This is a genomic window from Gilliamella sp. W8126 (genome assembly GCF_016102185.1).
Classification (GTDB): Bacteria; Pseudomonadota; Gammaproteobacteria; order Enterobacterales; family Orbaceae; genus Gilliamella; species Gilliamella apis_A.
Genome location: NZ_JACFPE010000002.1, coordinates 139,753 through 153,517 on the forward strand (window position 1 = coordinate 139,753; position 13,765 = coordinate 153,517).

Here is a 13,765-nt window from a genome sequence, read left to right on the forward strand (position 1 = left end):
TAGTATATTACATCTAATAATAAATCCTAAACTTAGCTATTTTTAACTACTACAATTTGTTATATAATCGATAAAATTTTGTCCATAACACAATATATTGTGTTTCTCATATTATTTTAAGATGTCAGGTTTGCTGAACATCCTTAATTAAGGAATCGCTATGATGGATTTTTCCCAATCAGTGCCAGAACTGGTCTCTTGGGCAAAAAAAAATGATTTTTCGATTGCTTTGCCTGTTGAGCGATTAGCCTTTTTATTGGCAATAGCTGTATTAAACAGTGAACGCTTTGATGGCGAAATGACTGAATCTGAATTAATCGATGGTTTTCGACATGTTTCACACATTTTTGAGCAAAGTGAAGATACTATTACTGTCCGTGCTAATAACGCGATTAATGATTTAGTACGCCAGCGTTTAATCACACGTTTCGCTAGCGAAATGACCGATGGTTATTCTATTTATCGATTGACACCTTTGGGAATTGGTATTTCTGATTACTATATTCGTCAACGCGAATTCTCGACTTTACGTTTATCAATTCAGCTTTCAATTGTGGCACAAGAGTTAAAACGTGCTGCTGATGCTGCTCTTGAAGGTGGTGATGATTTGCATTGGCATCGTAATGTTTTCGCACCTTTAAAATATTCAGTAGCTGAAATTTTTGATAGCATTGATATCACTCAGCGAGTGATGGATGAACAACAAGCTGATGTAAAACAGAATATTTCTGCATTATTAAGTCAAGATTGGCAGGCGGCAATTAGTAGTTGTGAGGGCTTACTGACAGAAACATCGCAAACCTTACGTGAATTACAAGATACATTAGCAGCGGCTGGCGATAAGTTACAAGCTAGTTTGCTTTTAATACAAGATGCGACTTTAGATAATCCTGAGTTAGATAAAATTAATAATGTAGTTATTGATTTACAAGGTAAATTAGACCGAATCATCGGTTGGGGACAAAAAGCAATAGACCTATGGATAGGTTATGATAGGCACGTTCATAAATTTATTCGTACTGCAATTGATTTAGATAAGAATCGAGTTTTTTCTCAACGATTACGCAAATCGATCCAAAGCTATTTTGATTCACCATGGTCACTTACTTTTGCGAATGCTGAACGTTTACTGGATATGCGTGACGAAGAGTTGGCATTACATGAAGCTGAAGTGACTGGTGAGTTACCTTCTGAACTCGAATTTGAAATGATTGAAGAAATTCAAGAGCATATAGTTGCACATATTGAACAAAATCTATTGATCTTTAAACAAGAAAATAAACCACTTGATATGAGTATTGCTATTCATAGTTATTTAGCACAGTTCCCACGAGAACAGCATTTTGATATTGCAAGATTGTTTATTGATCAGGCTATTCGATTAGGTATTGCCGAAAGTGATTTACTTGGTATTCCTGCCGAATGGAAACCTATTAACGATTATGGAGCTAAGGTACAAGCACATGTCATCAACAGATACTAAAGATATAGAAATGGAACAAACTGCTCATCATCTCGATGAAGTCATGGGACGTATTGCTGCAAGTTCTCAAGCGTCTATAGATAAATATATGCCAGTGAAATTGGCTCAAGCTATTGCCAATCCAATTTTTCCTGAACTAGATAGTTTATTACGCTCAGGCCGCCATATTGGTATTGATGAACTGGATAATCATGCATTTTTGATGGATTTTCAATTTGAACTTGAACAGTTTTATCAACGTTATAATGTTGAGCTTATTCGTGCACCAGAAGGCTTTTTTTATCTTCGTCCTCGTTCAACCACTTTAATTCCCCGTTCAGTTCTTTCTGAATTAGACATGTTAGTTGGTAAGGTATTGTGCTATCTCTATTTAAGCCCAGAACGATTAGCACATGAAGGGATTTTCACTTTGCAAGAACTTTTTGATGAACTGGTTTCCTTAGCGGATGAAAGTAAATTGTTGAAATTAGTTAATCAACGTTCAACGGGATCTGACTTAGATCGTCAAAAACTATTTGATAAAGTAAAAACCGCATTAAATCGCTTACGTCGACTAGGCATGATCTTCTTTATTGTAGGTAATGATAGTAGTCGATTTCGTATAAATGAATCTATTTTCCGCTTTGGTGCTGATGTTCGTAGTAGTGATGATGCGCAAGAAGCGCAATTACGCTTAATTCGAGATGGTGAAGCGATTAAAATAGAATCATCACTTATTTTGGATGATGATAATAGTGAAGAACAAGATGAAGATGTTAATGAGGAGATTGAATAATGATGATGGGACACGGTAAATTTCACTCATTAACATTAATTAACTGGAATGGTTTTTTTGCCAGAACCTTTGAGCTTGATCAGCTGGTTACCACGCTTTCAGGTGGTAATGGCGCAGGTAAATCAACGACTATGGCTGCATTTGTCACAGCGCTAATTCCTGATTTGACTTTATTACATTTTAGAAATACCACTGAAGCGGGTGCAACTTCAGGTTCTCGAGATAAAGGTTTACATGGTAAGTTAAAGCCTGGTGTTTGTTACTCAATGCTAGATGTTATCAACTCTCGTAATCAGCGAATTATCTGTGGTGTACGTTTACAGCAAGTAGCAGGGCGTGACAAAAAAGTAGATATTAAACCTTTTTTAATACAAGGTTTACCTGTCAATATTAGTCCAACAGAATTGGTAACGGAACGTTTAAATGATAAACAGGCTCGAATTTTATCACTACCAGAATTAAAAGATAAAATTGAGTCAATGGAAGGCATTATTTTTAAACAATTTAACTCTATTACCGATTATCATTCAGTCATGTTTGATTTTGGTATATTACCGAAACGGTTACGTTCTTCATCTGATCGAAGTAAATATTATCGCTTGATTGAAGCTTCTCTATATGGGGGGATTTCAAGTGCTATTACACGATCATTACGTGATTATTTGTTGCCGGAAAATAGTGGTGTCAGAAAAGCCTTCCAAGATATGGAAGCAGCATTACGTGAAAATAGAATGACACTTGAAGCTATTCGAGTAACACAATCGGATCGTGATTTATTCAAACACCTTATTACTGAGTCTACAAACTACGTTGCAGCTGATTATATGCGTCATGCTAATGAACGTAGAGTCCATATCGAATCGGTTTTAGGATTGCGTCGTGACATGTTTAAGACGCAAGATCTGCTGATTAGTAATCAATTCCGCCAAGTTGAAATGGCAAAAGAATTAAAAGAATATCAAGATGCTCAAAGTGACTTAGAAACGGATCTTCAGGCAGCCAATGATCATCTTAACCTTGCGCAAACGGCTTTACGTCAACAAGAAAAAATAGACCGTTATCAAGCGGACTTAGATGATCTGAATTTGAAACTTGAAGAGCAAAATGAAGTTGTCCTCGAAGCCAATGAACAGTATCAAACTTACCGTGATCAGGTTGAGCAGACTGAGCAAGAAGTTGATGAAATAAAAACTCAATTAGCTGATTATCAACAAGCTTTAGATGTGCAGCAGACTCGGGCAATCCAATACCAACAAGCTATTCAAGCTTTAAAAAATGCTCAACAACTATGCCAATTACCAAAATTAGATATAAGTAACGTTGAAAATCATTTTGAAATTTTTGAAGAAAAACAAAAAGAAGTTACTGAACAACTGTTAGAATTAGAGCAAAGACTAAGTGTTTCTGATGCCGCAATTAATCAATTTGATAGAGCTTATCAACTAGTTGTTAAATTAATGGGTGACGTGGTGCGTAGTGATGCTTGGAGTGCCGCCAGAGAAGTATTAAAGCAGTGGCCTTCACAATGTTACCAAGCCGATCAAGTAGAACATTTACAACTACAATTAGATGAATTAGAGCAACGCTTTTTTGAGCAAAAAGAAGCTGAATCATTATTAACTCAATTTTGTAAGCGTTTTGGTCGTCAACTTAACTATGATGAGCTTGATGAATTCAAACAAGAGCTAGAAGTTCAACTAGATCAAAATGCAGAGCTTGCCAATGAATCAAGTGAAAAACGTATTGAATTTAGACAAGAGCTTGAGCAAATTCAAACGCAAATTGGTGCTTATCGACAAAAAGCACCTGTATGGTTAAAAGCCCAAGATGCACTTATCGCATTGCAAGAACAAACAGAGCAAACGTTTACTAACAGTCATGCTGTCACGCAACATATGCAACAATTGCTTGAACAGGAACGTACTTTAGTTACACAACGAGATCAAATAAACTTCAAACGCAATCAACTTGATGCACAAATTGAACAACTCAATCAACCAAGTGGTGTTGATGATGGTCGTTTATCGACGTTAGCGGAAAGGTTTAATGGTGTATTACTTTCTGAAATTTATGAAGATGTAACGATTGATGATGCGCCTTACTTTTCAGCATTATATGGTCCATCAAGACAAGCTATTGTGGTACCTGATTTATCACTGGTAAAAGCTCAACTAGAAAGCCTGACAAATAGTGAAGAAGATTATCCAGAAGATATCTACTTTATCGAAGGTGATCCATCTTCATTTGACGATAGTGTTTTTGATTGTGAAGAGATGACTAAATCAGTATTAGTTAAAACCGGTGATCGTCAATGGCGCTTTTCCAGTTTTCCTAAGGTCCCTTTATTTGGCCGAGCAGCACGTGAAATTCATCTTGAAAAATTATCGTCAGAACGCGATGAATTACATGAACGTTATGCAACAATTTCATTTGATCTGCAAAAATTACAACGTATTGAGCAAAATGTTGGCCAGTTTATTGGTGAATATCTATCTGTAGCATTTGATATCGATCCTGAAGCCGAAGCGCAAAAGTTATCGACAAGACGTAATGAAATCGAACGTCAGCTCTTGGCACAAGAAAGTATTGATAAACAAAATCAACAACAAGTTGCAAATTGTAAAGAGCAGTTAATCACTGTAAATCGATTGGTAGCTCAAATGCATTTATTGGCTGATGATGATTTAGCGGATCGGGTTGATGATCTACGTGAGCAAGTTGCTGAAGCGCAAGAGGCCGCGCAATATGTTAGTCGTCATCGCCATACTATTGCAGAACTTGAACCCATTGTTGCAGTATTGCAAAGTGATCCTGAGCAGAATGAATCGTTACGTGAGCAGTACAATTCGGTTAAAGCTCAGCAGCAAACCATTCGCCAACAAGTTTTTGCTTTAACGGAAGTGATGCAACGTCGTGCACATTTTAGCTATGAAGATTCAGCGGGTATGTTGAATGAAAATAGTGATCTCAATGAAAAATTACGTGCTCGATTAGAAGTTGTTGAAGGACAACGAGGTGAAGCTCGTCGTCAAATGCAACAGTATCAAGATAAATATAATCAATACAATCAAACATTAGCATCCCTTAAAAGTGCATTTGAAACTAAGCGAGACATGCTTAATGAATTGCATAAAGAGATCGAACAAATTGGTGTTAAAGCGGATGCAATCACTGAAGAGCGAGCTCGTATCCGTCGTGATGAAATTCATCAAAAACTCAATAGTAATCGCCAACAATGTACGTCTTTGGAAAAACAACTTATTATGTGTGAAAGCGAAATGACGCAAATGCAAAAACGCTTAACACAAACACTGCGTGATTATAAACAATTACGTGAACAAGTTGTTGAAGCAAAAGCTGGTTGGTGTTTAGTGTTACGACTTGTTAAAGAAAATAGTGTAGAACGACGATTACATCGACGAGAATTGGCTTATCTCAGTGCTGATGAACTACGTTCTATGTCGGATAAGGCACTTGGTTCATTGCGTTTAGCGGTAAATGATAATGAACACTTACGTGATATATTAAGATTATCCGAAGATCCGAAACGACCAGAACGTAAAATCCAGTTTTATATTGCGGTTTATAAACATCTACGTGAACGGATCCGCCAAGATATCGTCAAAACTGATGACCCAATTGAAGCCATTGAACAAATGGAAATTGAGTTGTCACGCTTAACTGAAGAACTTACTTCACGAGAACAACAATTGGCCATTAGTTCAAAAAGTGTAGCTAATATTATTCGTAAAACTATACAACGTGAACAAAACCGTATTCGTATGCTTAATCAAGGATTACAAGCGGTGGCATTTGGTCAGGTTAATGGTGTTCGTTTGAATGTTAGTATTCGTGAGGCACACTCTTCATTATTAGCTGCATTAGCTGATGATCAAAATGAACATCAGGATCTATTTAGTAATAATCGTATTACCTTCTCTGAAGCGTTAGCCAAACTTTATCAACGTTTAAATCCACATATTGATATGGGACAACGAACTGCACAAAATATTGGTGAGGAGTTGCTAGATTATCGAAACTATTTAGAGATGGATGTGGAAGTTAATCGTGGTGCTGATGGTTGGTTACGTGCTGAAAGTGGTGCTTTATCAACCGGTGAAGCGATTGGTACAGGTATGTCTATTCTACTAATGGTAATTCAAAGTTGGGAAGAAGAGTCTAAACGTCTACGTAATAAAGATATTTCACCATGTCGATTATTGTTTTTGGATGAGGCCGCTCGTCTTGATGCCAAATCGATTGCTACACTCTTTGAGTTATGCGAACGATTAGAAATGCAGCTTATTATTGCTGCACCAGAAAACATTAGCCCAGAAAAAGGTACAACCTATAAACTAGTTCGTAAGGTTATCAATAACCAAGAACATGTTCATGTTGTTGGCTTGAAAGGTTTTGCTTAATAAAGTTAGCTATGGTATTTTATAAAAATATTGCTGGTATTTACCAGCAATATCTTATTTTGATATAAAAATTCATAAAGATATATGGATTTATCTGCAATATGAATATTGGATGTAGTTGTATTTTATAGATTAGTAGATAGCTTTAAGTGTTAATTATATAAATTCACTGAGTTTGTACTTTCTAAAAAGTGAGCCAATGCTTAACTTGTCCATTACATTCAAATCAATCAAATAGTCGTTTTCAATAGATCATAATTAAACATGATTTCTTATCTAGTAATATTGGATAATTTGCGTCATAAAAGAAATGCTTATTTTAATCTATTGAAAATGAAAACTGTCGAAATTTCTCGTTTAGATAGTCTTTAAATCGATTATTTAGCTTGCAAATTGACACTTTTAACGACAATTTAATATTTTTATCTGATGATATTTTATTAACTATATTGTGACTATAGTTTTTATTATGGGATAAAAAATAAAAAATTTAATAAAAAGGTTAGGCTAATTTTTGTCTAAGTTTAAATTAGCTTAGCTAGTTGCATCTGATGTATAAAAATTATCACCAAAACAGCTAAAAATGAAGAAAATATACGTCACAATTTCGGTTAAAAGCGTTGTTAAGAATTTCTATTTTGGTTTCTGAATGAGAATTAACCAAATTACCTATTTTGTTACTGATTTCGTTAAAACGAGTGATTTTTAATCAGCATAATTTGTTAACGTTTACACTAATTTGTTTGATTATTTGCCTTATTTTATTGAAATAATTAAATTATTTATAAATAAGGTTTTTTTTGTTAAAATTTGACTTGATCGGCATTTTATTTTCTGCTTAAATAAAAAGGAATTTAAGCGATACCATGTGTTAATTGGTATCGGTTAGATTTAAATTTAAAATTAATTTTTTGGAATAAGGAAAACAAAATGAAAGAATTAAACAAAGTAGAAGTTGAACAAGTATCTGGTGCTGGTTTCATCGCTGATGCAGGTGGTGCTTTAGGTAAAGGTATCGGTTGGATCATTGATGCTAAAAATCCAAACAATGGTGGTTTAGGTCAACAAGCTGGTGGCGCTTTAGGCCAAGGTATCGGTCAAATCGTTGAAGCTGGTATCGGTGCTATTAGCCAAATTATCGGTGCAGGTTTAGGCCTAATCGGTCTTGGTAAAAGATAGTAGTAGCTGATTGTCCTTAATTTATATTGTTTAAAGTGGTAAAACGGGAAGCGAGATTCGTTTCTCGTTTTATTTTGAAATGTCATCTAGTGAATTGAAACAAAGCCATCTTAAACTAAGATTTAGCAATTTTTCAATAAGTCATTATCTTTAAATTATAAAATGCCAAATTAATTTAGATGCTAGTTTTAATTATTTTAAAAATTAATTAACACTCTCTAATTGGTTTGTTTATACATTAAGAAATAGAAATATCACAGTAAAGTCGAAAATAATTAGCATATTTTCAATATGATAGTCTTATAAAAAATAAAGTTTACATACTTAACTATATAAATAGAAATAATAAATATATCGTAGCTACTTAATGGTAAGGAAAAATAGGTAACATATTGTATGGAAGATAATCGATTGTTTCGTCAAGAAGCTGTTAATTACCAAAAAGCTAAATGGATGGGAAAGGCATTATTACTTAAAGGATGTTCAGCATGGTTAGTTTTCTTATTATCAATTATCTTTATTATCATTTTATTACTCACGGTAATATTCGGCACCTATACTCGACGAATTAATGTCGCTGGTGAAATTACCACTCAACCAAGAGCTATTAATCTATTTGCACCACAGCAAGGTTTCATTACTAATAGTCATGTTAAAGTTGGCGATATAGTTAAAAAAGGCGATCCTATTTATGAATTAGATGTAAGCCGAACCACACAGTCAGGTAATGTAACCCAAATAACAGTTGAAGCAATTAATAATCAAATTAATAATATATCGAAAATTATTGCCACACTAACTGAAAACAAGCAGATCACATTAAATGCGCTACAGCAACAAATAGACGAGTATAATAAATCCCATCAAGAATCTTTATCTTTGGTCAAAAATGCCGAAAAAGGTATGACAGATATGTATGAAAGCATGCAGAATTTTGCTGTTTACCAGAAGAAGGGACTTATTAATAATGAACAATTTAATAATCAAAGATATTTATACTATCAACAACAAAACGCCTATCAATCACTACAGAATCAAATCATCCAAGAAAAATTAGGTATTATTCAGCTCAAAAGTGAATTAGTGACCAAGATAGCTGATTTTGATAACAAAATATCTGAATACCAATATCAATTAAATGATTTACAACGTCAATTAACTGAAGTTAATGCCAGAGGAATGTTAATTATAAGTGCGCCTAGTGATGGTCGTATTGAATCACTAAGTGTTACAGATGGGCAGATGGTAAAAAATGATGATAGTCTTGCACAGATTATTCCTGCGAACACTAATGGTTATTATTTAGTGCTTTGGGTTCCTAATGATAGCGTTCCTTATATCTCGGTTAATGATAAACTTAATATTCGTTATGAAGCTTATCCATATCAAAAATTTGGTCAGTTTTCCGGTAAAATTATGTCAATATCTAAGGTGCCGGCTTCTAATCAAGAAATGTCGACTTATAGCAGTTCTCCACTATCGCAAAACACCATTAATTACCAAGCATATTACAAAGTAATGGTATCGCTTGATAAACAGCAAATGGCTAAGTTCAATAATAAGATTAAATTAACTAATGGTATGAAAGCTGATATTACTCTATTTTTAGAGAAAAGACCTATTTATCAATGGATGCTATCACCTTTTTATGATATTCAGAAAAGTATTACAGGACCAATCAATGGCTAGAAATCAATTTCAGCATATACTTCAAAGTTTACATTTTGGATGGCGAAGAAAAATACCACAAATTTTGCAAACCGAAGCTGCTGAATGTGGTCTAGCCTGTTTAACCATGATTTGTCGCTATTATGGCATGAATGTCGATTTATTTAGTTTACGAAATCAGATAGGGGTTTCATCACATGGTGTCACTCTTGCGACATTAATTAATATGTCGGCTTGCGTTCAATTACAAAGCCGTCCTCTTTCTTTAGATTTAAATGAGATAAACCAGTTAAAAACTCCCTGTATCTTACACTGGGATCTTAACCATTTTGTGGTATTGGTTGCCGTTAAAAGAAACAAATTTATTTTACATGATCCAGCATTTGGTCGTCGAGAAGTGGGTATAAATGAAATGTCAAAGCATTTCAGTGGGATAGCACTTGAGTTATGGCCAGATAAAGAGTTTCAACCACGAACACAACGTAGTCAGCTCAGTTTGCTAAAAATGTTGTTTCAAATTGATGGTTTAAAAGGGTTTTTAGTTAAAATTCTGTCACTGTCTCTGATTATTGAATCCATTAATTTATTACTTCCGATTGGAACGCAATTGGTTATGGACCATGTAATTATTGCCAAAGATCATAGTTTATTAGGTTTAATCTGCATTGGGTTACTGTTCTTTATTTTGTTTAGAACTTTTATTGCTATGTTACGATCTTGGTCATCATTAGTTATGGAATCTTTAGTCGATATTCAATGGAAAGCAGGACTTTTTGGGCATCTAATGAAGTTACCTTTAGCCTATTTTGAAAAAAGAAAACTAGGTGATATACAGTCTCGTTTTGTTTCATTAGAGGTTATACGTTCAACGCTAACAAAAAGTATCGTAAGTAGTATTATTAACATTTTGATGACAATCGGTGTCTTTATCATGATGCTACTGTATGGTGGCTGGTTGGTTTGGATTGTCTGCGGTTTTACTCTAATTTATATAATATTAAGAGTGGTAACTTATCAGCGTTATCGACAAGCATCTGAAGAAAAGATTGTGAAAGAGGCCAAAGCTAATTCCCATTTTATGGAGAGTTTATATGGTATTGATACACTAAAATCATTAAAACTCACTGAGTCTAGAGCTCAATATTGGCTTAATATGAATATTGATACAACTAACGCCAATATTCGCCTAACCAAATTAGATATGATATTTAATGGTGTAAATACATTAATTATGCTGGTTGAGCAAACTTTAATATTATGGGTTGGTGCATCGCTGGTAATGAATGACAAAATGACACTTGGTATGTTTATTGCGTTTACTGCATACAGATCTCAATTTTCAGAACAAGCAGCAAATCTGATAAATATGGTATTAGATTTGAAAATGCTAAATTTACATACCGAACGATTAACCGATATTGTATTGACTAACACTGAAAACGATATTGAATCAAAAAATCAATTACCGAAAGATATCCCTGTTGAATTTGAACTGAATAATATAGCTTATCAGTATGATAACCTTTCGCAGCCTATTTTTTCTAATATAAATATGAAAATTAAGGCTGGTGAGAGTGTCGCAATTATTGGTCCATCAGGTGCAGGAAAGACAACCTTGATGAAAGTCATGAATGGCCTACTAGAACCAACTCAAGGCGAAGTTCTTATAAATGGTATTGATATTTATAAGTTTGGTGTCAATAATTATAGAGATATTGTTGGAAGTGTATTACAAAATGATAAACTTTTTGCAGGATCTATTTCTGATAATATCGCCAGTTTCGATAATGAAAAAAATCATGAATGGCTGGTTGAATGTGCTAAGCACTGTAACATTCATAATGAAATTATGAAAATGCCCATGGGATATGAAACCTTAGTCAGCGAATTAGGTAATAGTTTATCAGGTGGGCAAAAACAGCGTTTATTGATTGCTAGGGCATTATATCGTAAACCTTGCTTGTTATTTCTTGATGAAGCGACAAGTCATTTAGATGAAGATAATGAAACTAAAATTAATAATGCAATATCTTCATTAAAAATAACGCGTATCATTATTGCTCATCGAACATCAACAATAGCAAGTGCCGATCGAGTGATTGATATCACATCCGTGAATCATTAAAGATCAGTATATTAGATAAGAATGAACTTAGTATGGTAAATTTTATTGCTAGTTTATCGCTACTAAAATCTAGCTATTAGTTTAATAATTTTTCTTTATTTTAAAGATTAATTAATCCAAACAAAAACGCATTAAAAGATTTCACCGACGATTGCCGGTGAAATTATCTTTTCAATTGCTGTTTATAATAAGCTAAAAAGTCAATTCTAATTAGGATATCAGTATCCAATTACGCTAATGGATATCTAATACTGCATGGAATGCTTCTTGTGGAATATCAACACCGCCAAATTTACGTTGTCTAATCTTATTCTCTTTAATATTTTTAGCGATTTTTTTCTTTTTCGATGCCGAACCCGAATAGCCACGACCGGTGACACTTTTACGTAAAGGTGGAATGTCTTCCCGAGCAATAACTTTATTTTCGACTACTGATTGAACCGGCATTGGATAGAGTTTGCGAGGAATAACATATTTCATCTTTTGAACAATTTGTTTACCTCTTTCAAAACTTTTATCTCGAGGTAAAATAAATGAAAATGCATCCACAATTTCATCATTCAACCAAATATCCATTTTTACCAAATCCGATGCAATATAGCTTCTATCACGATAATCTATAGATGCATAGCCATGAGTAATCGATTTAAGTGAATCATAAAAATTGTATGCAATCTCTGAAATTGGCAGTTTAAAGGTCAACTCTGCCATTTTATTATTCAGATAAATCATATCGACATAGATACCACGTTTTTCCTGACAAAGTTCCATAATTTCGCCAATATTTTCCATAGGAATAATAATTGCTGCATCTATAAATGGTTCTTCAATATAGTCAATTTTTTCAAAACTCGGTAACAACATAGGATTATTAACATTGATGATTTCACTATTTTTTAATGTTACACGGTATTCAACACTAGGAAAGGTAGAGAGTATTTCGATACCATATTCTCTTTCAAGTCTTTCTTGAATAATCTCCATATGTAAAATGCCTAAAAAACCACAACGGAATCCTGCGCCAAGGGCCATTGAGTTTTCTTGTTTATAAATAAATGCAGAATCATTTAGCGATAATTTTTCAACCGCATCTTTAAGTTTTTCTTGGTCTTCATTTTTTATTGGAAATAATCCAGCATAAACCATAGGTTTGACTTCTTTATAACCAGGTACTGCTTTGGTATTTGGGTGATTAGGATCAATTAGGGTATCACCGACTTTGACATTTGCGACGATTTTAATATTAGTCGAAATATATCCAACTTCACCTGCATCAAGTACATCAACAGTTTTCATTGCTGGTAAAAATACGCCAGTTTGTAATGCTTCAAATTCAATATCACTTTTGAGCATTTTAATTTTCATTCCAGTATGAATAGCACCGTTAAAAACGCGTACATGTAGCACGACACCGCGATACACATCATAATGAGAATCAAAGATTAACGCTTGCAGTTGCTTATCTTTATTAGCTTCTGGCGCAGGAATGTTTTCAACGATTGATTCTAAAATATTATCAACTCCTACGCCGGTTTTAGCTGAAGCTAAAATAACTTTATCTAAGTTAATGCCATCTAACTCTTCGATTTCTTTAATCACGCTGTCAACATCCGCATTTGGCATATCGACTTTATTGATAACTGGAATAATAGTTAAATTCTGCTCTTGAGCCAGTTTTAAATTAGCGATTGTTTGTGCTTGTACGCCTTGGGTTGCATCAACTAGCAACAAAGCTCCTTCACAAGCAGCTAAACTGCGTGAAACTTCATAATTAAAATCAGTATGTCCAGGGGTATCGATGAGATTAAGTTCATATTCAATATTATTAGAAGCTTTATAGTACATGCGTACAGTTTGTAACTTAATTGTAATACCACGTTCTCTTTCGAGATCCATGTTATCTAATAATTGCTCTTTCATATCACGTTCAGAGACAGTATTGGTCATCTCAATTAATCTATCTGCCAGTGTTGATTTACCGTGATCGATATGGGCAATAATACAAAAATTTCTTATATTATTTGGGTTCATGTTAATTTCTCCCATACTTTTCTTAACTGTTGGCGTGAACTATAATGGTTAGAGTAACTCTAAGTCAAGTTTGGCCAAATTAT

The 13,765-nt window shown here is 34.0% G+C and carries 7 protein-coding genes; 6 read left to right on the plus strand and 1 reads right to left on the minus strand.

Annotation, left to right across the window (positions count from 1 at the left end; translation table 11 throughout):
• Nucleotides 1-160 precede the first annotated feature (160 nt).
• The 6 genes from mukF (at nt 161) to H3S74_RS04690 (ending at nt 11,651) form a co-directional block, all read left to right on the plus strand.
• A complete protein-coding gene (gene mukF, locus H3S74_RS04665; protein ID WP_086353907.1) occupies nt 161-1,483 on the plus strand; it encodes a chromosome partition protein MukF in 1,323 nt (440 codons plus the stop codon).
• 43 nt (nt 1,484-1,526) lie between these two features.
• Nucleotides 1,527-2,258, plus strand: coding sequence for a chromosome partition protein MukE (gene mukE / locus H3S74_RS04670; protein ID WP_081298793.1), 732 nt, complete (start codon nt 1,527-1,529; stop codon nt 2,256-2,258).
• Nucleotides 2,259-2,260: 2 nt separating this feature from the next.
• The gene (mukB, locus tag H3S74_RS04675) at nt 2,261-6,679 is read left to right on the plus strand and encodes a chromosome partition protein MukB (protein WP_198247562.1); all 4,419 of its coding nucleotides are present in this window, start codon (nt 2,261-2,263) and stop codon (nt 6,677-6,679) included.
• A 930-nt stretch (nt 6,680-7,609) separates the two neighbouring features.
• Entirely contained in the window at nt 7,610-7,858 is a 249-nt protein-coding gene (locus H3S74_RS04680; protein ID WP_110447153.1) for a hypothetical protein, read from the plus strand.
• Nucleotides 7,859-8,254: 396 nt separating this feature from the next.
• Nucleotides 8,255-9,547 (plus strand): HlyD family secretion protein, encoded by a 1,293-nt coding sequence (locus tag H3S74_RS04685; RefSeq protein WP_198247365.1) that lies wholly within the window; start codon nt 8,255-8,257, stop codon nt 9,545-9,547.
• Nucleotides 9,540-11,651, plus strand: coding sequence for a peptidase domain-containing ABC transporter (locus H3S74_RS04690; protein ID WP_198200911.1), 2,112 nt, complete (start codon nt 9,540-9,542; stop codon nt 11,649-11,651). The genes H3S74_RS04685 and H3S74_RS04690 overlap by 8 nt, the downstream gene beginning before the upstream one ends.
• Before the next feature lie 234 nt (nt 11,652-11,885).
• Here the strand turns inward: H3S74_RS04690 and lepA are convergent, their stop codons facing one another.
• A complete protein-coding gene (gene lepA / locus H3S74_RS04695; protein WP_232354851.1) occupies nt 11,886-13,682 on the minus strand; it encodes a translation elongation factor 4 in 1,797 nt (598 codons plus the stop codon).
• Nucleotides 13,683-13,765: the final 83 nt, after the last annotated feature.

Excerpts from the sequence above, each read along its gene's own strand:
- mukF (WP_086353907.1), top strand. The coding sequence starts at position 161 with ATGATGGATTTTTCCCAATCAGTGCCAGAACTGGTCTCTTGGGCAAAA.
- mukE (WP_081298793.1), top strand. The coding sequence starts at position 1,527 with ATGGGACGTATTGCTGCAAGTTCTCAAGCGTCTATAGATAAATATATG.
- mukB (WP_198247562.1), top strand. The coding sequence starts at position 2,261 with ATGATGGGACACGGTAAATTTCACTCATTAACATTAATTAACTGGAAT.
- H3S74_RS04680 (WP_110447153.1), top strand. The coding sequence starts at position 7,610 with ATGAAAGAATTAAACAAAGTAGAAGTTGAACAAGTATCTGGTGCTGGT.
- H3S74_RS04685 (WP_198247365.1), top strand. The coding sequence starts at position 8,255 with ATGGAAGATAATCGATTGTTTCGTCAAGAAGCTGTTAATTACCAAAAA.
- H3S74_RS04690 (WP_198200911.1), top strand. The coding sequence starts at position 9,540 with ATGGCTAGAAATCAATTTCAGCATATACTTCAAAGTTTACATTTTGGA.
- lepA (WP_232354851.1), bottom strand. The coding sequence starts at position 13,682 with ATGAACCCAAATAATATAAGAAATTTTTGTATTATTGCCCATATCGAT.